Genomic DNA, 22,767 nt, shown 5'->3' with positions numbered 1-22,767 from the left:
GCGTACCCCCCCCCCCTGCCGCGCCCCTCCCCCCCCCCCCCCGGGGGGGGGGGGGCCCGCCGGCCCCCCCCCCCCCGCCCCAACACCGGCATCACACGGCAGCTCCTCGCCTGGTCCGAACGCGTCGGCGCACGCCTGCACCCCGTGCACCCCACCCGCACCACCGTCTTCGGCCTCCCCTGCCACCCCTCCGTCCGCGACCTGCCCGAACGCGTCGATCTCGCCGTCCTCCTCGTGGGCGACCCGCTCCCCGTCCTGGAGGAGCTCGACGGCGCCAAGGCCGCCTTCGCCGTGGCCTTCGCCGGCGGATTCGCCGAGACGGGGCCGGCCGGCGCCGCCGCCCAGGCCGTCCTCGCGGACGCCGCCCGGCGCTCCGGCGTCCGTCTCCTCGGCCCGAACACCAACCTCAACGCCTTCGAGCACTTCCGCGAGGACCTCGACGGCCCCGCCATCGCGCTGATCACCCAGTCAGGCCACCAGGGCCGCCCGCTCTTCGCCCTCCAGGAGCTCGGCATCCGGCTCTCCCACTGGGCACCGACCGGCAACGAAGCCGACCTGGAGTGCGCGGACTTCATCTCCTACTTCGCCACCCGGCCCGAGGTCGGAGCGATCGCCGCGTATGTGGAAGGGCTCAAGGACGGCCGCTCGTTCCTGCTCGCCGCGGACCGGGCCGCCCGGCACAAGGTGCCCGTCATCGCCGTCAAGGTCGGCCGCACCGAGGCCGGCGCCCGCACCGCCGCCTCCCACACCGGCAAGCTGACCGGCGCGGACGACGTGGCGGACGCCGCCATGCGGCAGTTCGGCGTGATCCGCGTCGACAGCCTGGACGAGCTGCAGGACACCGCGGCCCTGCTCGCCCGCGCCCGGCCTCCCAAGGCCCCCGGCGTCGCCGTCTATTCGATCTCGGGCGGCACCGGCGCCCACTTCGCCGACCTGGCCACGGCCGCCGGCCTCACGCTCCCGGCCCTCTCCACAGCGAAGCAGGACGAGCTCCACCAGTGGATACCGGAGTACCTGGGCGTCGCCAACCCCGTCGACTGCGGCGGCCACCCCGTCGGCGACGAGCGCGGACGCAAGATCATCGACGCACTGCTGGACGACCCCTCCATAGGCGTCCTCATCTGCCCCGTGCCCGGCCCCTTCCCTCCCCTGAGCGACCGGCTCGTCCGGGACCTCGTCGCCGCGGCGGAGCGGACGGACAAGCTGGTCTGCGTCGTCTGGGGCTCCCCGGTCGGCACCGAGGACGCCTACCGCACCACCCTGCTCGGCTCCTCGCGCGTGGCCACCTTCCGCACCTTCTCCAACTGCATCACCGCCGTACGCGCCTACCTCGCCCACCACCGCTTCGCCGACGCGTACCGCTCCCCTTTCGACACCGCGCCCCGCACCCCGTCCCCCTCGGCCCGCAAGGCTCAGGAGCTCATGCGCCCGGGCGAACAGCTCAGCGAGCACGCGGCCAAACAGCTGCTGCGCGCGTACGGCATACGCGTGCCGCGCGAACAACTGGTGACCAGCGCGGCCGCCGCCGTGCGGGCCGCCGGGCTCGTGGGCTATCCCGTGGTGATGAAGGCGTCGGGCCCGCAGCTCGCCCACAAGACCGAACTGGGCCTGGTCAAGATCGGTCTGACCTCGGCCAGCCAGGTCCGCGACGCCTACCGCGAGCTCACCGACATCGCCCGCTACGAAGGACTGCCGCTGGACGGCATCCTCGTCTGCCAGCTCGTGGAACGGGGGGTGGAGATGGTCGTCGGCATCTCCCCGGACAGTCTGTTCGGCCCGACGGTGACCGTCGGCCTGGGCGGGGCGCTGGTGGAGGTCCTGCACGACACCGCCGTCGCCGTGCCGCCTTTCGGAGAGGACCACGCACGCGCGATGCTCGGAGAACTGCGCGGGCGTGCCCTGCTCGACGGCGTCCGGGGGGCGCCCCCGGCCGACGTGGACGCGCTCGTGGAGACCGTCCTGCGCGTCCAGCGCATGTCCCTGGAGCTGGGCGGGGCACTTGCCGAGCTCGACATCAACCCTCTGGTGGTGCTGGAGCGCGGTCAGGGCGCCGTGGCCCTGGACGCGCTCGCCTTCTGCCACTGAACAGCGCGCGGCAGCGCGTAGAAGCAGGAGAACCCCATGTCCCTCTCCCCCCGTGACAAACAGCGGGACAACCCGCTCGACCACAGCGGCCCCGATGACTCAGTGATACTCCACACCACTGACAACGGGGTCTCGTGGATCACGCTCAACCGGCCCGAAGTCATGAATGCCATCGCCCCTGAGCAGCGCGAATGTCTGATCTCCGCGTTGCTGCGGGCCTCCGCCGACCCGGCTGTCAGAGCCGTTGTCATCACCGCCACGGGCGCCGCGTTCTGCGCCGGGGCCGACCTGCGCGCCACCCCTTCGAGCGCAATGGACCCGGCCGTCCCGGGGGTATCAGCAGCCTCCGTCGCCTCGGGCCGGCTCCCCGGCGATGTGGCCCGTACGATCCGCCGCGGCGCGCAGCGGCTGATCGCGGCCGTGCTGGACTGCGAGAAACCCGTGATCGCCGCCGTGAACGGCACCGCCGCCGGCCTGGGCGCCCACCTCGCGCTGGCCTGCGACCTCGTCCTGGCCGCCGAATCCGCCACGTTCGTCGAGGTGTTCGTCCGCCGCGGCCTGGTGCCCGACGGCGGCGGCGCGTACCTCCTGCCGCGACTGGTGGGGCCGCAGCGGGCGAAGGAGCTGATGTTCTTCGGCGATGCCCTCACCGCCGCCGAGGCGGAGCGGATGGGGCTGGTCAACCGCGTCGTGGCCGGGGCGGGGCTGGCGGCGACGGCCAGGTCGTGGGCCGAGCGCCTGGCCACCGGCCCGACGCGGGCGCTCGCCCTCACCAAGCAGCTGGTCAACACCTCACTGGACAGCGACCGTACGGCGGCGTTCGCGGCGGAGGCCGCCGCTCAGGAGATCAACATGACGACGGAGGACGCACAGGAGGGCGTCAACAGCTTCCTCGAACACCGCAGCCCCGTCTACCGCGGACGCTAGAAGGCCCCGAAGGCCTTCGCGCGTCTCGGCGAAACCCTTCAAAGCTGACGCTCCATCAATTTCAATGGGTTCATGATGGGACACGCAGGCATGGCCGCCCTCGCCGTCCGCTATCTGAGGCCCGCGGGCCCGCCGGCCTCCGGGACGCGGCCGCCCGGCCTGATGCCCCGCCCGGCACTGCGGGCCGTCCGTGCGGACGAACAGCCGCCGCCCGCGCCGCGGGAGCTGCGCCGCGTCCTCGGCCGGTTCGCCAGCGGCGTCACCGTGATCACCGCACCCGGAGCCGGCGCCGAGCCCGCCGCCGGCTTCGCGTGCCAGTCCTTCGCCTCGCTCTCCCTCGACCCGCCGCTCGTGGTCTTCATGGTGGGCCGTACGTCCACGACATGGCCGCGCATCGCCCGCGCCGGAGTCTTCTGCGTCAACATCCTGGGTGCCGGACAGGGCGCACTCTGCCGGGCCTTCGCGGTGAGCGGCGCGCAAGCCGCCGACAAGTTCGCCGGCGTGCGGCACAGTCCTGCGCCCGTGACGGGCTCGCCCCTGCTCGCGGGCGTGCCCGCGTGGGTCGACTGCGAGATCCACGCCGTGCACACCGGCGGGGACCATCTCATCGTCGTGGGGCGCGTCGAGGCCCTGGGCGCGGAGGAGGGTGAAGGGAGGGACGGGGACGGGAGTGAGGCCGAGGACGGGCCACTGATCTTCCACAGGAGCACGTTCGGGAGGTTCACGGCCTTCGACGCGTGACACCCGGCTGCTGTCCGTTCCTCGTTTCCCCGCCACTTCTTGTGCTTGACGCTACTTCTTGTGCTTGACGACCTTCGTCAGTACGTACCGCTTGCCCGAGCCCGGCTTGCCGATCTCGTGGTACAGCCGCGGCTCCTTGGTGGTGCCGCTGACGCTCCAGTTGCGCTTGAGCTCGCACGAGCCGATGCGCAGGGACATGCCTTCGATCTTCCCGCCGTCCTTGACCGGCTTCCACGTGCCCGCGCCGTCGCAGTCCTTCGGCCTGTCCTTGCCGGTGCCGTCCCACACGTAGTTGTCGAGCCCGTCGGCCACCGCCGCGCCGTCCTCGGCCAGCCTGACCGTGCCGCCGCGGCCGTCGGTCCAGGTGCCCGCCAGTTGCTCCGTGTCGAACCGGGGCGGCTGGTAGACGCTGACCAGGCCGGTGCCGTAGACCGCGGCGCCCACCGCACCGACGGCGAGCCAGGCGAGGGCTCCGTCGCGCGACACCCTCCGGGCCATGCGCGTGGCCCGCCCCTCGCGCATGCGCCGGCCGGCGGCTCCGGCGATCAGCGTGGCGGGCAGCAGGGCGACCGTGAGGGAGGCCCACCACAGGAGGTACTTCACGGGGGAGGCCGGAGAGAGGCTGCCGAGCGCCGACACCCCGCCGAACACGGCCACCGCGGCGGCCGACACGACGGGCACGGCGGCCGCGTTCCACAGCGGGCCCTCGCGGCGCCCGAGGCGCCGGGTGACGCGCCGGGCAAGCGCCAGGGCCGGCATGACGGCCACGGCCGTGACGAAGCCGCTGACGAGGACACCGAGCAGAGCGACGGCGAATACGACCGCGGCGATCATCATGACGCCGTGGGGCAGGCCCTCGTGCTCACGCGAGAGCATCACGAGGACGCCGAGGGTCCCCGCGACCGCGCCCTCCGCGCACAGCCCGGCCATCGACGCGCAGAACGCCGCCCCGAAGCCGTCCGGGTGCATCACCCGTCCCTGCGCCCGGGGCGTTTCCCCGGAGCCGGAACCGGAACCGCTGCCGGACCCTGCCGCCGCCCCGGTCCGGGACACGGCTTCGGCCCCGTCCCCGGACTCCGCCTTCGCGTCGGCCGGCGCCGCTTCCGGTATCGCGCCCGGCTCAGCCTGCTGTGTCATCGCTGCCCCTCTCTCCAAGAAGGATTCCCCCAGCGGCTGAGAGGTTGCTTTCGCCGACCGAATGATCCGCCTTGCCCTGACTCGCCCCGGTACAGATGAGCCGGGCCCGGGTGCCGGAAGCACCAGGGCGCGGCATGAACAAACAACACATCCGGGCGCAGGCCGGCGCAAGACCGCCGGTGCCGATCGCAGCCGGGATCACACCTCCGCCGCGGCCGGCAGCCCGGCCGCGGCCCGTGGCCGCCTGCGGATCACCAGGGCCATGAGTGCCGCCACGGCACACAGCGCTCCCGAGGCGTACCAGACGACGTCGTACGAACCGAAGGCGTCGCGGGCCAGCCCGCCGAGGAAGGCCACCACCGCGGCACCGATCTGGTGGGAGGCGAGCACCCAGCCGAAGACGATCGCGCTGTCCTCGCCGTAGTGCTCGCGGCACAGGGCGATGGTGGGCGGCACGGTGGCGACCCAGTCGAGCCCGTAGAAGACGATGAAGAAGATCATCGGAGGGTGCACGGAGGGCGCCAGCAGCATCGGCAGGAACATCAGGGAGATGCCGCGCAGTCCGTAGTAGACGGCGAGCAGCCTGCGCGCCTCGAACCGGTCGGTGAACCAGCCGGAGGCGATGGTCCCGACGACGTCGAAGACGCCGATCACGGCGAGCAGGCCCGCGGCCGCCGTCATCGGCATGCCGTGGTCGTGCGCGGCCGGCACGAAGTGGGTCTTCACCAAGCCGTTCGTGGTCGCGCCGCAGATCGCGAAAGTCCCCGCGAGGAGCCAGAAGGGGCCGGTGCGGACGGCGTCGAGCAGTGCCCTGACCGCACGCCGCGCGGCGCCGGCTGCGGGGGCCGGCTTCGGTACGGGGGTGTCGCTGCCGTAGGGGGCGAGGCCCACGTCCGCAGGGTGGTCCCGCAGCAACAGCCACACGAACGGGACGACGACCAGGGCGGCGACGGACACGGTCACGGCGGCCGGCCGCCAGTCGTGGTGTTCGACGATCCAGGAGAGCAGAGGGAGGAAGACCAGCTGCCCGGAGGCTCCGGCAGCCGTGAGGATGCCGGTGACGAGGCCGCGCCGGGCGCTGAACCACCGGTTGGTCACCGTCGCCGCGAAGGCCAGGGCCATCGAGCCGCTGCCGAGCCCGACGAGCACGCCCCAGCACAGCACGAGCTGCCAGGCGACCGTCATGAAGACCGTCAGCCCGGCGCCGGCCGCGATCACGGTCAGGGCGCAGGCGACGACCTTGCGGATGCCGAAGCGGTCCATCAGGGCCGCGGCGAACGGCGCCGTGAGCCCGTACAGGGCGAGATTGACGGAGACGGCGAACCCGATCGTGCCGCGCGACCAGCCGAACTCCCCGTGGAGCGGCTCGATCAGCAGACCGGGCAACGAGGCGAACCCGGCCGCGCCGATGATCGTCACGAAGGTGACGGCGGCCACCGGCCACGCGCGGTGAATGCGGTGCCGCCCGGCGCCGGTGACGGCGGGGCCGGGGCCTGCGGAGGTGCTCTCCGGGTGGGCGGGATGTCCGGTTGTCTGGGTCACGCCCTCAGCATCGGGAGCGGCTTCCCACCGGACGAGTGGCCGAAGGGACAGCATCCGCAAGGATCGGGCCACGCGGGTTGTCTGCCGACAGGTACACCGGTCCCTGCGGTCCCATGCCCCGGGCGGGCTTGTCAGTGGCAGGCCGTAAGGTGACGAAAACGGCTCTTGCACGCGCCGGTGCGACGAGGGGAACGTCGTGGGCGGGCGGACGGAAGGCTTCGGGGGCGAACGGGAAATGACGCAGCAGACCACGCGGACCAGCAGGATCACCCGGTCCGACCAGCATCCCGACGCCCCGCCGCACCGGGTCGCCGTCCTCGCCCTGGCCGGAGTGATCCCCTTCGAGCTCTCCATCCCGTACCGGATCTTCGGCAAGGCCACGACCTCGTCCGGAGCTCCGCTGTACGAGGTGGTGACCTGCGCGCTGGCCGCCGGGCCCGTCCCCACCGACGCCGACTTCTCCATCAACGTCGACCTGGGCCCGGAGGCCCTGGCCGAGGCCGACACGGTCGTCGTCCCCGCCTCGTACGAGTTCGGGCCGCCGTACGACGAGGGGCGGCTCGGCGACGAACTGGCCGGTGCCCTGGCCCTCATACGTCCCGGCACGCGCATGGTGTCGATCTGTACCGGCTCGTACATCCTCGCGGCCGCAGGCCTCCTCGACGGGCGGCCCGCCACCACGCACTGGTCCAGCACGGAGCGCTTCCAGCGGATGTTCCCCTCCGTGCGCGTGGACGCCGACGTGCTCTTCGTGGACGACGGCGACGTGCTGACCTCGGCCGGGGTGGCCTCCGGCATCGACCTCTGCCTGCACATCGTGCGGCGCGACCACGGCACCGCCGTCGCGAACGAGGTGGCCCGGCGCAGCGTCGTCCCGCCGCACCGCGACGGCGGCCAGGCGCAGTACATCCAGCGACCGGTGCCCGAGCCCCAGCTCGCGACGACCACGGGGGCGCGCGCCTGGGCCCTGGGGCGGCTGGAGCAGCCGATCCAGCTGCGCGACATGGCGGAGCAGGAGGCCATGAGCGTCCGGACGTTCACGCGCCGCTTCCGTGAGGAGGTCGGCATCAGTCCGGGCCAGTGGCTGACCCAGCAGCGTGTCGAGCGTGCGCGGCACTTGCTGGAGGACAGCGACCTGTCCGTGGACCAGGTGGCGCGGAGCGCCGGGTTCGGCACGGCCGCCTCGATGCGGCAGCACCTGCAAGCGGCGCTCGGCGTGTCCCCGACGGCCTACCGGCGTACGTTCCGCCCGGTGACGTTCGCCTCCCGCCGCTGAGCGGAGGGGGGCCACGGCTGCGGCCGGTCAGCGGAAGGTGAGGACGGCGCGGGAGACGCGTCCGTGGAGGGTGTCGTCCGCGGCGCGGGCGAAGTCCTCGACGGGGTAGGTCCTGGTGACGAGTTCGTCCAGGAGGAGGCGTCCTTCCTGGTAGAGCCCGGTGTAGCGGGGGATGTCGCGCTGGGGGCTCGAGGAGCCGTAGCGGCAGCCCAGGATCGCTTTGTCGAGGAAGAGGGAGTCCACGCGGAAGGACGCCTCTGCCCCGGCGGGCGGTACGCCGAGCAGCACCGCCTGCCCGTGCCTGCCGAGAAGGTCGACCGCCTGCCGGACGAGCCCGGTGTCGCCGACGCATTCGAAGGCGTGGTCGGCGCCGTCCGGGAGGATCTCGCGCACGGCCGCCGGGCTGCCGGGGGGCACGGCGGCGTCGACGAAGTGGGTGGCGCCGAACTGCCGGGCCGCGGCTTCCTTGCGCGGGTCGGCCTCGACGGCCACGGCCACGGACGCTCCGGCGATCCGGGCACCCTGCAGGACGTTGAGCCCGATGCCGCCGGCGCCGATGACGACGACTGATTCGCCGGGGCGGACGCGGGCACGGTTGAGTACGGCGCCGACGCCGGTCAGGACGCTGCAGCCGATCAGTGCCGCCGAGGTCAGCGGCATGCTCTCGGGGATCCTCACCGCCTGGACGGCTTTGACGACGGTGCGTTCGGCGAAGACGGAGCTGGCGGCGAAGTGGAAAAGCCGCTCACCCCTCCGGGTGAAGGGCCGGGTGGGTTTGCCGATCGACTCGCGGCACATCGTCGGGCGGCCACGGCCGCACTCGCCGCAGACACCGCAGGCCGCGAGCGTCGACAGCGCCACGTGATCGCCGGGCGCGACGTGCGCGACGCCGGGGCCGATCGCCCGGACCACTCCTGCGCCCTCGTGCCCGAGGACGACGGGGACGGGGTACGGGATCGTGCCGTCGACGACCGAGAGGTCGCTGTGGCAGAGCCCGGCGGCCGCGACGGAGACCAGGACCTCGCCGGGGCCGGGCTCCCGGACCTCCAGATCGTCGGCGACCAAGGGCTGCTTCCCGTCGAAGATGACGCCTCGCACGGCTGGGGTCCTCTCGGAGTCGGATGGAACGGGGCGGGCCGGGCCGGGTGCGGTGGAGGGGGCCGCGGGCTCAGGAGGCCCAGACGACCGACTGGAGTTCGCTGTAGGCGTGCAGTCCGAACGATCCGCCGTCCCGGCCGACACCGCTCTCCTTGAAGCCGCCGAAGGGCGTCTCGGGGTGCCGCTGCACGGTGTTGATGCCGACGTTGCCACTGCGGAGGCGTGCGGCGACGGCCCAGGCGCGGGCGGTGTCGGCGCTGAACACGTAGTCGTGGAGGCCGTAGGAGGTGCTGTTGGCGATGCGCACGGCGTCCTCGTCGTCCTCGAAGGGGAGGGCGACGACGACGGGACCGAACAACTCCTCCCGGGCGACGGCGCTTTGCGGATCGGCGTCGGCGATCAGGGTCGGGGCTACGTAGAAGCCGGGCTTGATGTCCGGGCGGGTGCCGCCGACGACGATGCGCGCGCCTTCCGCCCGGGCCCGTGCGACGTACGCCTCCACCCGGTCGCGCTGGGCGGCGGAGATCAGCGGGCCCACCACCGTCGAGTTATCCACAGGGTCCCCGACGGTCAGCGTCCGCGCGTAACGTTGGAGACCGGCGACGACCTCCTCGTACAGCGCGCGCTGCACGAGCACCCGGGTCGGCGCCGTGCAGATCTGTCCACTGTGGAAGGACCAGACCGAACCGACCGCCCCTATCGCCGACTTGAGCACGTTCCGGTCGGCATCCCCCAGGACGATGGCCGCGCCCTTGCCGCCGAGCTCGAGAAGGGTGCGCTTCATCGACCTCCCCGCGGCTTCGGCGATCTGTTTTCCGACGGTGGTGGATCCGGTGAAGCTGATCATGTCGATGCCGGGGTGGGACACCAGCGCCTGCCCCGCGCCCGGACCCGAGCCCGTGACGATGTTGAAGACGCCGTCCGGGAGGCCGGCCTCCCGGAGGATCGGGCCCAGCGACAGGCAGCACAGGGGATCCTGCGGCGCCGGTTTGGCGACGACGGCGTTCCCCATGGCCAGGGCGGGCGCGAGCTTGCCCACGAGGTTGACGAGCGGGAAGTTGTAGGAGGTGATGCAGGCGACGACGCCCACGGGGCGTCGGACCGCGGCGGCGCCCATCAGGCCGCCGGGTGCGAGCGGACTGCCCTGGACGGGGTGCGGTGCGAGCGGGAGGACCGCCGGCTCGACCGCTCCCCGGGCGTAACGGCGGAAGCGGTCCACCGCCACGGGCAGTTGCAGGGCCGAGGTGACGCGCGCCGTCGCGCCCGTCTCGGCCTGGAGCAGGGGCAGGAGCTCCGCTCCGCGTTCACCGATCAGTTCCGCTGTCCGGTCCAGTACGGCCGCGCGCTCGCGCGGGTCCGTACGGGACCAGCCGTCCTGCGCGGCCTGTGCGGCGGTCACGGCGGCGGCGACCTCGGCGGGGGTAGCCTCCGGCGCCGCCCCGACGACCTGTTCGGTCGCCGGATTGACAACTGGATAGTGCCCCTTTTCCGGCGTACGCCACGACCCGCCGATCCAGTTGCCGTACGCCTTCACGCCGTACGCCGTCGTGCCGTAAGCGGTCATGTCGTCCGCCGTCATGGAAGAAGCTCCTTCGGCAGGCCGAGCACGCGCTCGGCGATGATGGTGCGCTGTATCTCGGCCGACCCGCCGTAGATCGTGTCGGCCCGCGAGAAGAGGAACAGCCGCTGCAGGGCGTCGAGCTCGTAGGGGCGTTCCTCGCTCCAGTCGTGCGGCCCGACGGCGGCGGGCGGGCCCTGCACCTGCACGGCCAGTTCGCCGAGGCGCTGGTGCCAGCTGCCCCAGAGCAGTTTGGCGACGCTGGGTGCGCCGGGAAGGTCCGTGCCGCCCAGGGCCCGCAGGGCGGTCCAGCGCATGGTCCGCAGCTCTGCCCACTGCCGTACGAGCCGGTCGCGCACCGCCGGCTCCGCTGCGGCTCCGGTCTCCCGGGCGAGGCGGACGATGCGGGCGAGCTCTTCGGCGAAGCCGATCTGCTGGGCGAGGGTGGCCGGCCCCCGCTCCCGGCCGAGGAGGTCCATGGCGACCCGCCAGCCGTTGCCCTCGCCGCCGAGCACGTGGCCGGTGCGGGCCTCGGCTCCGTCGAAGAAGACCTCGTTGAAGTCGGCACCGCCGGTGAGCTGCCGGATCGGGCGGACCTCGATCCGGCCGGGCTGGTCCATCGGCACGAGCAGGAGGGAGAGTCCATGGTGCCGGCGGGAGCCCTCGGCGGTGCGGGCGAGCAGGAAGCACCAGTCGGCCTCGTGGGCGAAGGAGGTCCACAGTTTCTGGCCGGTGATGCGGTAGGTGCGGCTGCCGGGGTCCCTGACGGCGGCGGTGCGTACGGCGGCGAGGTCGGACCCCGCGCCGGGTTCGCTGTAGCCCTGGCACCAGATCTCCTCGCCGCGGGCGATGGCGGGGAGGAAGCGGGAGCGCTGGGCGGGGTCTCCGTGGGCGATGAGGGTGGGGGCCAGGAGGTGCTCTCCCATGTGGCCGAGGCGGGCGGGCGCGCGGGCGCGGGAGTACTCCTCGGCCCAGACGACCTGCCCGGTCAGGGGCGCGGTGCGGTTGCCGTAGGTGCCGGGCGCGCAGTTCCAGCCGAGGCCGATCCAGCCGTCGGCGCCCAGTTCCCGCTCCCAGGCGCGGCCTGCGGTGGGTGACGGCTCCGCGGCGAGGTGGCCGGTGAGCCAGGCCCGTGCTTCCTGCCGGAGGGCTTCGTCGTCCGGCCCGAAGGAGAAGTCCATGAGTGGCTTCCCGTCATGCGTTGGGGCGGGCTTTGGCGGCGGCCGCGTCGGCCATCGCCTCCAGGTGGGCGAGCATCGGCATGGGGTCGGTGCCGACGGTGCGGGGCAGCAGGTCGGCGATCCTGTCCGGTGTCCAGGGGCCTTCGGCGCAGACGGCGCGCAGTTCGCGGGGCTGGGCCCACACGGCGATCCTGGGGCCGGCCACGGTGTAGACCTGACCGGTGACGCCTTCGTCGCGGGCCTGTTCGCCGAGCAGGTAGACGACGAGGGCCGCGACGTCCTCGGGGTCGCCGATCTCCTTGAGTTCCATGGGCACGTTGGCGGACATGCGGGTGCGGGCCACAGGGGCGACGCAGTTGGCGGTGATCCCGTACTTGTGCAGGCCCAGGGCGGCGCTGCGGACGAGGGAGATGATGCCGCCCTTGGCGGCGGAGTAGTTGGCCTGGGCGACGCTGCCCTGGTGGTTGCCGCTGGTGAAGCCGATGAGGGTGCCTCGTCCTTGGCGGCGCATGACGGCGGAGGCGGCGCGGAAGACGGTGAAGGTCCCTTTGAGGTGCGTGGCGATGACGGGGTCCCACTCCTCTTCCGTCATGTTGAAGAGCATCCGCTCGCGCAGGATGCCCGCGGCGCACACGGCGCCGTCGAGACGCCCGTAGCGGGCGAGGGCCGTGTCGACGATCCGCTGCCCGCCGGCCATGGCCGACACGTCGTCCGCGACGGCGGCGGCCTCGCCGCCCGCGGCCTCGATCTCCTTGACGACGGCGGCGGCCACCTCGCTCGTGGGCTCGGCGCCGTCGATGGCGACGCCGTAGTCGTTGACCACGACCTTTGCGCCCTCGGCCGCGCATGCGAGGGCGACCGCGCGGCCGATGCCGCGTCCCGCCCCGGTGACGGCGATCACCTTTCCCGCCAAGAAGCTCCCCATGGCGCACGCCCCTTCCCGCTCCATCTGACGGACCGTTAGATTTTTGGGCAGGGCAGGCGAAGGCACAAGCCCCGCACGGGGACCGATCCGGGAGGATGTCCATGCCGCTGCCGGCGGAGTTCCACGAGATCGCCAAGCGGGTTAACAACTGGGGCCGTTGGGGCGAGAGGGATGAGATCGGCACCCTGAACCTGATCACGGACGCCGTTGTGCGCGAAGCGGCGGCGGCCGTGCTCACCGGCCGGAGGGTGGCCCTGGCCGTGCCTCTGCGGCAGCGCGGGATCCAGACCGGCCTGATCCCCGGCAGGGTCAACCCCCTGCACACCATGACCTCGCTCAACCGCGAGGAGTTCGCTCCGGGATCAGTGGCCACGAGCGACGACACCGTCACCATGGGCCTCCAGGCGGGGACCCACTGGGATGCGCTGCCGCACGTCTCCCACGGCGGCAGGATCTACAACGGCCGTCCGGCGGACTCGATCACGGCTCATGCGTGCGCCGTCTTCAGCGGCATCGAGAAGGCCCGGCACGTCGTCTCGCGCGGGGTGCTGCTCGACGTGGCCCGCGCCCGGGGCGTGGACCGCCTGGACCCCGGGCACGCCGTCACCCCGGAGGACCTGGAGGCGGCGGAGGACATGGGGGCGGTCTCCGTGGGGCCGGGGGACCTCGTGGTGGTCCGCACCGGGCACATGCAGCACTACCTTGCGGGCGACCGGCGTGCGTACGGCAGTGCGTCGCCCGGGCTGTCGGTCCGGACACCCGAGTGGTTCCATGCACGCGATGTCGCCGCCGTCGCCAATGACACGCTCTGCTTCGAGGTCTTCCCACCGGAGATCGACGGCCTCTGGCTGCCGGTGCACGCGCTCCATCTGGTCGAGATGGGGATGATGCAGGGCCAGAACTGGAATCTGGAGGAGCTCTCCGCGGCCTGTGCGGAGGAGCGGCGCTACGCCTTCCTGCTGACGGCGACGCCCGAGCCCTTCGAGGGGGCGGTGGGCGCACCCGTGGCGCCGGTCGCCGTGCTGTGAGCGGGCCCGGAGACGTGGGCGGGCGGCGACGTGCAGATGCGCACCCCGAGCACGGCACCGCGCGTCGCCGCCGGCTCCGGCGCTGGAGCCCTGTTCTTGCGCCGGATCGCGACCCGTACTCGCCGAGCAGCCCGGTGAATGCGGGCCTCTCGACGTCCCCTCGCAACGAATCGCTGCGTCCAAGGGTGATCACGTGGACACTTCACGTCAACACCTGGTCTGGACTTTGTCGATTAAGCCCGATTTATGACGGCGCGCGGCGCATCGAAAGCGCCGGCCCACGCGGAGCCGCCGCGATCGACCTCGCACCAGATGCGCTTGCCGCTGCCCTCCGCCTGCCAGCCCCAGCGGTCCGCGAGACCGTCGACCAGCTCCAGGCCGCGCCCGCCGGTGTCCTCGCCGCCCGCGCACCTGCGGCGGGGCGGGCGGGCGCTGATGTCGGCGACCTCGACGCGGACGGTGCCTCCGCCCACGCCGGGCACTCCGGCGCCTGCGCCCGGGAAGAGCATGCGCAGCACGGCCGGGCAGCCGGTGTGGACGACGGCGTTGGTGACCAGCTCGGAGATCAGCAGGATCAGCGTCTCGGCCAGCGGCTCATCGACGCCTATTCCCGAGCCGGCCAGTCGCGACCTCGCCCACTTGCGGGCCCGTCCCACTTCCGCGGGGTCGGCCCGGACCTCCATCTGCATCTGAAGCACCTGCACCGCTCACACCATCCGTACCGGCGGACACAACGCCTCGCGTCTCCGAGGGACCACGGAACGTGATCGCCTTCCGAGACAGCATGGTTGACGCACAGTCACCCCAACAAGCGCTTCGGGCATATTCCGGCGCAAAGGAGTAGGGCTGCTGCATACTGTGCGACGCGCGCTGAGGAGACTCGAACACCGAGGGTCTTTGCGACCCGTTCCGGGACGAGCATCAGACATGTGCACGCCTGGCGCCGCCACATGGGCCACAGGCGCCTCGCAGCGCTTCTGAACCTCTCTCATCCAAGGGAGAGTACCCGAGCCGGGGCCCGACTCCGGCCCGTGACGAATAACGTCCGGGACACAGCCTGATATCGACATGCTGTGAGCGGTTCGGCATGACATACCCGGAATTTCGTCCATGCCGATTACGCCGTGACATTCTCTGCGTCCAGAACATCCGTTGCATCACTCGCGTGAGGCCCCTCCGGGAGGTGTGAAGCGTCGTGCAGCAGGGTATTCGCAAGCAATTCCTCGGCTTCGGCCGCCGACTGCCATTGACCGGCCCTCAGCCATGCACGTTTCAGGTGCAGATGGACGTCCGCTTCCCATGTGAACCCCAGGCCACCGTGCACTTGCAGACAGTCACGAGCGTTGCGCACGGCCGCACTGTCAGCGAGCAGTTTGGCGGTGGCGATTTCAGCGGTTCCATCCGGTTCGGCCGCAAGCGACGCGGCATAGACCGCGGCACGCGCGAGTTCCGCCCGGACGAGCATCTCCGCACACAAGTGCTGCACGGCCTGGAACGCACCGACCGGACGCCCGAACTGGGAGCGGAGCCGGGCATGGGAGACCGCCAGTTCGACGGTCCGGAAGGCGCTCCCGAGCTGCTGGGCGGCGGTCAGCAGGGCCGCTTCGCTGCACAGCCGGGAAGCGTCGGCAGGCACGGCGGAGGCGCTTCCGTCCGACGGCCGGGGCAGTTGCCGGACGAGGTGCAGGGGCGTCGTGGGGTCCACGGACCGGGCGGGCCGCGCCCGCAGTGCTCGCGGGGCACCGCCGGGGCGGGCGCGCAGGACCCGGGGGGCCCGGCCGTCGAGGAGCAGGACGGCTTCCGCCGAGGCGAGGTGCTCGGCCGTCCCCGGCCGGTCCAGGGCGGTGACCGGACAGGCTCCCTCGGCCGCTCCCGGTACGAGCCCGGCGGCGAGATGGGTGGCGACCAGCGGCCCGGGCAGCAGGGCCCGTCCGGCCTCCTCGAAGAGGAGCACTGCCTCGGGGAGTCCCAGCCCCGCGCCGCCGTCCTGCTCCGCGAGGCGCAGGGCGAAGAAGCCCGCCTCCCCCAGGGCCCGCCACAGGCCCCGGTCCGGCGCCGGCGGGCCGTCCGGGGAGTCGGCCAGGGAACGCAGCCGTTCACGGGGGTACCGGGCGGCGAGGAGGTCCCGCATCCCGGCCCGCAGGGCGCGCTGGTCGTCGGTGAGGCGGAAGTCCATGGTCATCGCCCCCTGGGGAGGCCGAGGACGCGCTCGGCGATGATGTTCCGCTGGATCTGGGAGGTTCCCGCGGCGATCGTGTAGGAGAGCGAGGAGAGGCGCTGTGCCGTCCACTCGTGGCGGGTGTCCAGGGATTCCGGCCCGAGTACCTCGGCGGCCGCTTCGTAGAGCTCCTGGCGGGCCTGGGAGTAGCGGAGTTTGAAGACGGACGCGCCGGCCCCCGGGGCCCCGTGGCCCCCGGTGCGGGCGGCGTGGGCGGCCTCGCAGGTGTTCCACTGGACGAGCCGCCACAGGGCCGTGAATTCGGCGTGGAGGCGGCCGAGGCGGCGGCGCAGGACGGGGTCGTCCCAGCGGCCGTTGGCGCGGGCGGTGCGGGCGAGGCGGGTGAGGGTGCGGCGGCAGGCGACGACCTCTCCGGCGAAGGCGGTGCCGCGCTCGTAGGAGAGGGTGACCATGGTGACGCGCCAGCCGTCGTTCTCGGGGCCGACGCGGTGGGTGACGGGCACGCGCACCTCGTCGAGGAACACCTCGGCGAACTCGTTGGTGCCGGCGAGGGTGCGCAGGGGGCGCACGGTGACGCCGGGGGCGTTCATGGGCAGGGCGAGCCAGGAGATGCCGCGGTGCCGGGGTGCTGCGGGGTCGGTGCGGACGAGGAGTTCGCACCAGTCGGCGACCTCGGCGTGGGAGGTCCAGATCTTGCTGCCGGTGACGAGGTAGGAGTCGCCGTCGCGGACGGCCTGTGTGCGCAGCGAGGCCAGGTCGGAGCCGGCGTCGGGTTCGGAGAAGCCCTGGCACCAGATCTCGTCGCCGCGCAGGATCGGCGGCAGCCAGCGGGTGCGCTGGGCGGCGGTTCCCTCGGCGGCGATGGTGGGGCCGGCGTGGAGGAGGCCGACGAAGTTGGCGCCGACATAGGGGGCTCCGGCGCGCTCGGTCTCCTCGATGAAGATCAAGTACTCGGTGGGGGTGGCGCCTTGGCCGCCGGCGTGGGCGGGCCAGTGCAGGCCGGCGTATCCGGCGTCGTGGAGGGCGCGTTGCCAGGCGCAGTCGTGGGCGCGGCGTGCGGGCCAGTCGTCGGCGGGGGGTTCCGGGGGAAGCCGGGGCAGGGTGTCGTGCAGCCAGGCGCGGAGCCGGTCGCGGAAGTCCTCCTCTTCCTCGGTGAGGGTGAGGTCCACTGCGGCTCACCTGCCCATGGGGTCGAGGTCCAGGCCGAGCATGCGGATGGCGTTGCCGCGCATCAGTTTGCGGACGGTCTCGTCGTCCAGCCCGCGTACGTGCTCGAGGGCGACCCGCTTGGTGTGGGGGAAGGTCGAGTCGACGTGGGGGTAGTCGGTCTCGAAGGTGGCGTTGTCGCGGCCGACCGTGTCGAGTGCGTCGATGCCGTGCTTGTCGCGGAAGAAGCAGCAGAAGACCTGCCGGTAGTAGTAGGTGGACGGCGGCTCGGGGACGAGGTCGCGCACGCCGCCCCAGGCGCGGTGCTCCCGCCAGACGTCGTCGGCGCGCTCCAGGGCGTAGGGGATCCAGCCCATCTGGCCTTCGCTGTAGGCGAGGGTGAGCCGGGGGTGGCGGACGAGGACGCCGCTGAAGAGGAAGTCGGCCATCGACGCCATGGCGTTGTTGAAGGACAGGGTCGCCTGGACGGCGGGCGGGGCGTCGGGGGATGCGGCGGGCATCTGCGAGGAGGAGCCGATGTGCATGTTGACGACGGTGCCGGTGTCCTGGCAGGCGGCGAAGAAGGGGTCCCAGTAGCCGGTGTGGATGCTGGGAAGGCCGAGGCAGGTGGGCAGTTCGCTGAAGGTCACGGCCCGTACGCCGCGGGCGGCGTTGCGGTGGATCTCCGCGACGGCGAGGTCCACGTCCCACAGCGGGATGAGGCACAGGGGGATGAGGCGCCCGCCGCTGTCGCCGCACCATTCCTCGACCATCCAGTCGTTGTAGGCGCGCACGCACGCGAGGGCGACCTCCTTGTCGTGCGCCTCGGCGAAGGTCTGCCCGCAGAAGCGGGGGAAGGTCGGGAAGCACAGCGACGCCTCGACGTGGTTGAGATCCATGTCCTTCAGGCGCTCCGCGGGGTCCCAGCAGCCGGGGCGCATCTCGGCGCGGGTGATGCCTTCCAGGGTCATGTCGTCGCGGTCGAAGCCGGCGGCGGCGATGACGCGCTTGTAGGGGACGGACAGGTCCTCGTAGATCCACCAGTCCGCGGGCGGACCGTCGGGGTCCATGGCGACGGTGTACCTGCCGCCGATGTACTCCAGCCGGCCGATGCCGGTGGTCAGGGGGCGGGGGCCGCGGTCGCGGTAGCGGGCGGGCAGCCAGCGTTCGAAGAGGTGGGCGGGTTCGATGACGTGGTCGTCGACGCTGACGATGCGGGGCAGTTCCATCAGGTCCTTCCCGGGTCCGGCAGTCGAACTGACGGTCTGTCAGTTTTGAGGCTAGCCCGCACCCCCTGGACCGGCAAGGCGGGACGGCCTACGCTTCGCCGCACTCTCTGACGTATCGTCAGTTATCGCGGAGGCCCGCCATGCCCGGTACCGCCGATGACCTGTCCGCCTCCCGCACCCTGTGGGAACTGCTCGACCGCCGCGCGGACCTGACCCCCGGCGCCCCCGCCCTCATCCAGGCCGATGAGCCGGACCCCGCGGCCGGACCCGACCCGGCCGGGGCCGCGGACCGCACGGTGACCTTCGGCGAGCTGCGGACGCGCGCCGAGCGGGCCGCCGCCGGGCTGTACGGGCTCGGAGTGCGCCCCGGCAGCCGGGTGGCCTGGCAGCTGCCCACCCGCATCGAGACCGTCGTCCTGGCCTTCGCCCTGGCCCGCCTCGGCGCCGTCCAGACGCCGCTCATCCCCTACTACCGCGACCGCGAGGCCGGTCACGCCCTGCGGGCCACCGAGGCCGGGTTCTTCGCCGTCCCCGGAGTGTGGCGGGGCTTCGACCACAGCCTCATGGCGTACCGGCTCGCCCTCGCGCTCCCCGCGCCGCCCCTCGTCCTCACCGCCTACGACGCCCTGCCCGAAGGGGACCCCGCGGCCCTCCCGCCCCCGCCCGCCGACGGCACCCGCGTCCGCTGGGTCTACTGGACCTCCGGCACCACCTCCGCGCCGAAGGGCGCCCTGCACACCGACCGCGGGCTCATCGCCGCCGGCAGCTGCCTGGCCGCCGCCCTGCGCCTCACCCCGGACGACGTCGGGTCGATGGCCTTCCCCTACGCGCACGTCGCCGGGCCCGACTACACCGTCATGCTGCTCCTGCGGGGCTTCCCCGCCCTCCTGGTGGAGCACTTCTCCCTGCCCGGGTCGCTCGGCGCCTACCGCCGCAACGGAGTCACCGTCGCGGGCGGCTCGACCGCCTTCTACGCGATGTTCCTCGCCGAGCAGCGCCGGCAGCCCGGACGCAGGCTCCTCCCCACCCTCCGGCTCCTGGCGGGCGGCGGCGCGCCCAGGGCACCGGAGCTGCACCACGACGTCGTCCGCGAGCTGGGATGCCCGCTGGTGCACGGCTACGGCATGACCGAAGCCCCGATGATCACGATGGGGGATCCGGAGGACACGGCGGAGCACCTGGCCGGCACGGAGGGCCGGCCGCCCGCGGGCATGGAGATCCGGGTGACCGACGCCGGCGGGGCACCCGTACCACCCGGCACCGAGGGCGCGATCCGGCTGCGCGGCGAAGCCGTCTGCCGCGGCTACCTCGACCCCGCCCAGACCGCCGAGGCCTTCGACGCCGACGGATTCCTCCTCACCGGCGACCTGGGGCGCCTCACCGCCGACGGCCACCTCGTCATCACCGGGCGCGCCAAGGACGTCATCATCCGCAAAGGCGAGAACGTCTCCGCGCAAGAGGTCGAACAGCTCCTGCGGAGCCATCCGCTCATCGACGACGCCGCCGTGATCGGGCTGCCCGACCCCGTGCGCGGGGAGCGGGTCTGCGCCGTCGTCCAGCAGGTTCCCGGAGCAGCGCGGCTCACGCTCGGGGAAGTGGCCTCCCATCTGGCGGACGCCGGGCTGTCCGTACACAAGATCCCCGAGCAGTTGGAGCTGGTCGGGCGGCTCCCCCGCGACGACACCCTGCACAAGGTGCTCAAGTACGAGCTGCGCGAGCGCTTCGCCCGGCCCGCTCAGCCGCCCGCCCTGTAGGTGGCCGCTGCCTGCTCGAAGAAGCGGTCCACCGAACGCTGCTCGTTCATCGGCCCGATCACCTGCAGCAGGTGGTAGCGACCGTTCACGATGGTGGCGGAGTTGCGCACATAGACCTGCCGTCCGCTGCTGTCGTTCCAGTTGAACGTGCCCTCCGCCGACGCCGTCCCGCCGACGTCGATACGGCGCAGCCCGCTGGCGCCGGACCACGAGGAGGAGCGGTAGGACTCCAGCTCGGGCTCCTTGCTCTGCTGGTAGGCCATCGGGTCGCTGCCGAACTCCGCGACCTCGTCCCGGCCGGGGACCACCACGAGCTGGTACTCGCCGCCCGCGTAGACGACCTGCCCGCGGTCGTTCGCCCCGCGGCGCTGCCAGTCCTTGGCGACCGCAACGGTGAACCCCTTGGGGTCCTTGCGCAGGGTGAAGCCCTTGGCAGCACCGTCGGACTCGGCGATCCGCTCCTCCGCCGTCGCCCCGCCCGAGGCGTCCGTCCCACCCGCCGCTCTGGTCCCGCCCGGTGTGGCGGCGGTCTCCGGGGCCCGGGGCGCTGCACTGCGCGCGCCGGCCGACCCCGCACGGTCCGCGCGGGCCCGGCTCGCGCTGTCCTCGGCGCGCGGCATGAACAGCATCGCGTAGAGCGCGGCCCCGATGAGGAGCAGCAGGACCAGGCCGAGCAGCAGCCGGCCGAGACCGAACGCCGAGCGGGCCGGGCGGCCGCGCTGCTCCTGCAGGTGCCCGGTGCGGGGCGTGCCGGAGCGGGGAGCAGGGGCGTTGGCGTTGGCCTTGGCCGTGTCCCTAGCCGGGTCCTTGGCCGTCTTCTTGTGGCGGCCGTGCGCTGCCGGCGCGGTGTCCACGGCGGTGATGGGGCGGCCGCGTCTGCGCCGCACCAGCTCGCCCTTGCGGCGGACGACCGGGAGCCGGTGCTGGTCGGCAGGGGCGTCCGGGGCGGTGTCGGGCACGGTGAGGGTGCGGCCGCCGGGCTCCGGTTCCGGCGCGGAGCGGATCAGGGAGCGCAGCCAGCCGCGGAGCTCCTCGAACTCGGGGCGCTCGGCCGGGTCCTTGCGCATCAGCGACTCGACCACGGGCCGCAGGGCACCGCACTCCTCCGCGAAGGCGGGGGGCTCCACGCACACGAGCCGGACCAGTTCGGCCGTGCTGTCCTCAGGGTAGGGGGCGTGCCCCTGCACGACGCGGAAGAGCAGGGCGCCGAGGGCCCAGAGGTCGGCTGCGGGGCCGACGGGGGGCGCGAGCTGCCAGCTCTCCTGTACGGGCCAGGCCTGCTCCGGGGCCCACCGCTCGGTGACGGCGCCGACGACGACCATCCGGGCCTGGCGGGCGCGCTCGACGGCGAGGGCTCCCGCGGGCTGCTGCCCGGCGGCTCCCCAGGCGGCGGGTGGCTTGCCGGCGGATTCGCTGCCGGGGGCGGTCGCGGAGGGGCTGTTTTCAGGGCTGCCTTCTGGGCTCTTTGCCGGGCTCTGCGACGCGTGCGGGGGCGGGGGTGAGGGCGGGGCTGCGTTGCCGGCGCCATGGACGGCCCCGTTGCCCGCTCCGGGGCGGGTGCCCGATGGCACGGCCGGGGCGGCGGAGCGAGGGGGCGCGGTCATCCCGGGAAAGGCCGGCCAGGATGCGGCGGATCCGGGGAGCTTCACTTCGGGGACGTCCGGCCGGGCGGCGTTCCCCGGTCCGGCGGGGCCGCTGCGCGCTCCGGGCGGGCCCGGCGGCCGGTTCCGGCCGGAGGATGCGCCGTGGGGGGAGTCGGGGGCGGGCGTGGGGGCCGCGCCGCTGGCGGCGCTGCCGCCGCCCCAGGTGGACGAGCCGGTGGGGGTGACGGGCGGGGCGTTCTCCCCGGCCGCGCGGGCGGCGGCGGCCCGGGCGGCGCCCGCACGATAGGCGGCGACCGCCGAAGAGCGCACCTGCCGGGGCCCGGCCTGTGAGCCCGGCTGCCCGGCTCCGGGGCCGGCTCCCTGCCCGCCCGGTTGCCCCCTGCCCGAACGTCCCGTGCCCTGCCCACCCGCCGGTGGCCGGGAGTTGAGCGGTGGCCAGGGCTCACCCGATGACCGGGGGCCGCCCGGCGGCAGGAAGCCGCCCGCGGCGCCTTGATCCCGGTATGGGGACGGTGACGGCCTGCCCTCTTGCCCGCCGGGCCGCGGCGCAGCCGGGCCACCGGGCGAGCTTCCCCCCGGCGCACTCCCGCCCGGCACGCCGCCACGCGGCGCGACGCCCTCACCGAGCCCGGAGCCGGGGCCGGTGCGAAGCCCTGAGCCGGGGCCGAGACCCGGGCCGGGGCCGGGCCGTCCCCCGCCGGCTCCCCGAGGGGCACCGCCCGGCGCCCGGCCACCAACCGGCATCCGGCCACCGCCCGTAGCCCCACCCGGCACCGAACCGCCCGGCTGCCCTGGCATCCCCGGCGTCCCCGGCAGCCCCGCCGCCCCGCGAGCCGCCCGCTGCCGCGAGGGCATTCCGCCCCTGGCGCTCCCACCCGCCCCGGCACCCGCGCCCATCCCGCCGTTCCCGCCCCCGGGCGGGTCAGCGCCCTCCGGAACGGGGTTGTAGCCGCACAGGGCCTCCTCGGCCGCGCCCGCGGCCAGGCCCGTCAGGACGGCGCGGCCGTCGTCGCAGATGAGGACCGTGCGGGTGGTGATGTTGCGGTGGGTCCAGCCGTGGGCGTGCAGGGCGCGCAGAGCGGTGAGGACGTCGGCGGCGACCTCGGCGGCGCGGTGGGGCGAGAGGGGCCGCTCGGCGAGGAGCGCGGCGAGCGGGCGGGCCGGGACGAGCTCGCTGACGACCCACAGGCTGCCGCCCTCGGCGAAGACGTGGAAGACCTGGTCGAGCCGGGGATGGTCGGGCACCTGCGCGGCGGCCGCGGCCGCGGCCAGCGCCCGGCTCACCGCGGGATCGTCGGCGGGGGCCCCCCCCCGGCGCCGCCCCCCCCGGGGGGGGGGCCGGGGGGGGGGGCCGCCC

16 protein-coding genes and 1 pseudogene are annotated in these 22,767 nt (G+C 73.5%); 6 read left to right on the top strand and 11 right to left on the bottom strand.

What is annotated here, in order from left to right; translation table 11 throughout:
- Positions 1-75 precede the first annotated feature (75 nt).
- The 3 genes and pseudogenes from ACOTKD_RS28930 to ACOTKD_RS28920 all read left to right on the top strand — a co-directional run.
- A pseudogene (locus tag ACOTKD_RS28930) lies at positions 76-2,085 on the top strand (acetate--CoA ligase family protein); the annotation flags it as partial.
- Between the two features lie 36 nt (positions 2,086-2,121).
- Positions 2,122-3,012: an enoyl-CoA hydratase/isomerase family protein gene (locus ACOTKD_RS28925; RefSeq protein WP_424891935.1), complete on the top strand. Its 891-nt coding sequence runs from the start codon at positions 2,122-2,124 to the stop codon at positions 3,010-3,012.
- Between the two features lie 75 nt (positions 3,013-3,087).
- The gene (locus ACOTKD_RS28920; RefSeq protein WP_424892149.1) at positions 3,088-3,753 is read left to right on the top strand and encodes a flavin reductase family protein; all 666 of its coding nucleotides are present in this window, start codon (positions 3,088-3,090) and stop codon (positions 3,751-3,753) included.
- A 51-nt stretch (positions 3,754-3,804) separates the two neighbouring features.
- Here the strand turns inward: ACOTKD_RS28920 and ACOTKD_RS28915 are convergent, their stop codons facing one another.
- Positions 3,805-4,890 carry a hypothetical protein gene (locus tag ACOTKD_RS28915; RefSeq protein WP_424891934.1) on the bottom strand — a complete coding sequence of 362 codons (1,086 nt, stop codon included), beginning with the start codon at positions 4,888-4,890 and terminating at the stop codon, positions 3,805-3,807.
- 198 nt (positions 4,891-5,088) lie between these two features.
- Positions 5,089-6,432 (bottom strand): MFS transporter, encoded by a 1,344-nt coding sequence (locus ACOTKD_RS28910; protein ID WP_424891933.1) that lies wholly within the window; start codon positions 6,430-6,432, stop codon positions 5,089-5,091.
- A gap of 235 nt (positions 6,433-6,667) precedes the next feature.
- On the opposite strand from ACOTKD_RS28910, the gene ACOTKD_RS28905 reads away from it, so the two are divergent.
- The gene (locus tag ACOTKD_RS28905) at positions 6,668-7,708 is read left to right on the top strand and encodes a GlxA family transcriptional regulator (protein ID WP_424891932.1); all 1,041 of its coding nucleotides are present in this window, start codon (positions 6,668-6,670) and stop codon (positions 7,706-7,708) included.
- A 27-nt stretch (positions 7,709-7,735) separates the two neighbouring features.
- On the opposite strand, the gene ACOTKD_RS28900 is transcribed toward ACOTKD_RS28905, so the two are convergent.
- The 4 genes from ACOTKD_RS28900 to ACOTKD_RS28885 all read right to left on the bottom strand — a co-directional run bounded on the left by ACOTKD_RS28900 (position 7,736) and on the right by ACOTKD_RS28885 (position 12,470).
- Positions 7,736-8,806, bottom strand: a complete 1,071-nt coding sequence (locus tag ACOTKD_RS28900) for a Zn-dependent alcohol dehydrogenase (RefSeq protein ID WP_424891931.1) — start codon at positions 8,804-8,806, stop codon at positions 7,736-7,738.
- A 70-nt stretch (positions 8,807-8,876) separates the two neighbouring features.
- Positions 8,877-10,370, bottom strand: a complete 1,494-nt coding sequence (locus ACOTKD_RS28895; RefSeq protein WP_424892148.1) for an aldehyde dehydrogenase family protein — start codon at positions 10,368-10,370, stop codon at positions 8,877-8,879.
- Between the two features lie 11 nt (positions 10,371-10,381).
- On the bottom strand, positions 10,382-11,545 hold the full coding sequence (locus ACOTKD_RS28890) for an acyl-CoA dehydrogenase family protein (protein WP_424891930.1): 1,164 nt from the start codon (positions 11,543-11,545) through the stop codon (positions 10,382-10,384).
- 13 nt (positions 11,546-11,558) lie between these two features.
- Complete coding sequence (locus ACOTKD_RS28885; RefSeq protein WP_424891929.1) at positions 11,559-12,470, bottom strand: SDR family NAD(P)-dependent oxidoreductase; 912 nt, start codon at positions 12,468-12,470, stop codon at positions 11,559-11,561.
- A 101-nt stretch (positions 12,471-12,571) separates the two neighbouring features.
- On the opposite strand from ACOTKD_RS28885, the gene ACOTKD_RS28880 reads away from it, so the two are divergent.
- A complete protein-coding gene (locus ACOTKD_RS28880) occupies positions 12,572-13,498 on the top strand; it encodes a cyclase family protein (protein ID WP_424891928.1) in 927 nt (308 codons plus the stop codon).
- A 233-nt stretch (positions 13,499-13,731) separates the two neighbouring features.
- Here ACOTKD_RS28880 and ACOTKD_RS28875 read toward each other — a convergent pair whose 3' ends face one another.
- The 4 genes from ACOTKD_RS28875 to ACOTKD_RS28860 all read right to left on the bottom strand — a co-directional run bounded on the left by ACOTKD_RS28875 (position 13,732) and on the right by ACOTKD_RS28860 (position 18,052).
- The gene (locus tag ACOTKD_RS28875; RefSeq protein WP_424891927.1) at positions 13,732-14,202 is read right to left on the bottom strand and encodes an ATP-binding protein; all 471 of its coding nucleotides are present in this window, start codon (positions 14,200-14,202) and stop codon (positions 13,732-13,734) included.
- 413 nt (positions 14,203-14,615) lie between these two features.
- Positions 14,616-15,674: an acyl-CoA dehydrogenase family protein gene (locus ACOTKD_RS28870; RefSeq protein ID WP_424892147.1), complete on the bottom strand. Its 1,059-nt coding sequence runs from the start codon at positions 15,672-15,674 to the stop codon at positions 14,616-14,618.
- A gap of 2 nt (positions 15,675-15,676) precedes the next feature.
- Complete coding sequence (locus ACOTKD_RS28865) at positions 15,677-16,846, bottom strand: acyl-CoA dehydrogenase family protein (RefSeq protein WP_424891926.1); 1,170 nt, start codon at positions 16,844-16,846, stop codon at positions 15,677-15,679.
- A gap of 6 nt (positions 16,847-16,852) precedes the next feature.
- On the bottom strand, positions 16,853-18,052 hold the full coding sequence (locus ACOTKD_RS28860) for an amidohydrolase family protein (protein ID WP_424891925.1): 1,200 nt from the start codon (positions 18,050-18,052) through the stop codon (positions 16,853-16,855).
- 140 nt (positions 18,053-18,192) lie between these two features.
- Between ACOTKD_RS28860 and ACOTKD_RS28855 the strand changes: the two genes are divergently transcribed.
- Positions 18,193-19,806: a class I adenylate-forming enzyme family protein gene (locus ACOTKD_RS28855; RefSeq protein ID WP_424891924.1), complete on the top strand. Its 1,614-nt coding sequence runs from the start codon at positions 18,193-18,195 to the stop codon at positions 19,804-19,806.
- Here the strand turns inward: ACOTKD_RS28855 and ACOTKD_RS28850 are convergent.
- Positions 19,788-22,694 carry a protein kinase gene (locus tag ACOTKD_RS28850; RefSeq protein ID WP_424891923.1) on the bottom strand — a complete coding sequence of 969 codons (2,907 nt, stop codon included), beginning with the start codon at positions 22,692-22,694 and terminating at the stop codon, positions 19,788-19,790. The genes ACOTKD_RS28855 and ACOTKD_RS28850 overlap by 19 nt on opposite strands.
- Between the last annotated feature and the right edge of the window lie 73 nt (positions 22,695-22,767).

Origin of the sequence: Streptomyces sp. XH2 (assembly GCF_049725035.1) — a bacterium.
GTDB lineage: Bacteria > Actinomycetota > Actinomycetes > Streptomycetales > Streptomycetaceae > Streptomyces > Streptomyces roseoverticillatus.
This window is presented reverse-complemented; position numbering and strand designations above follow the sequence as displayed.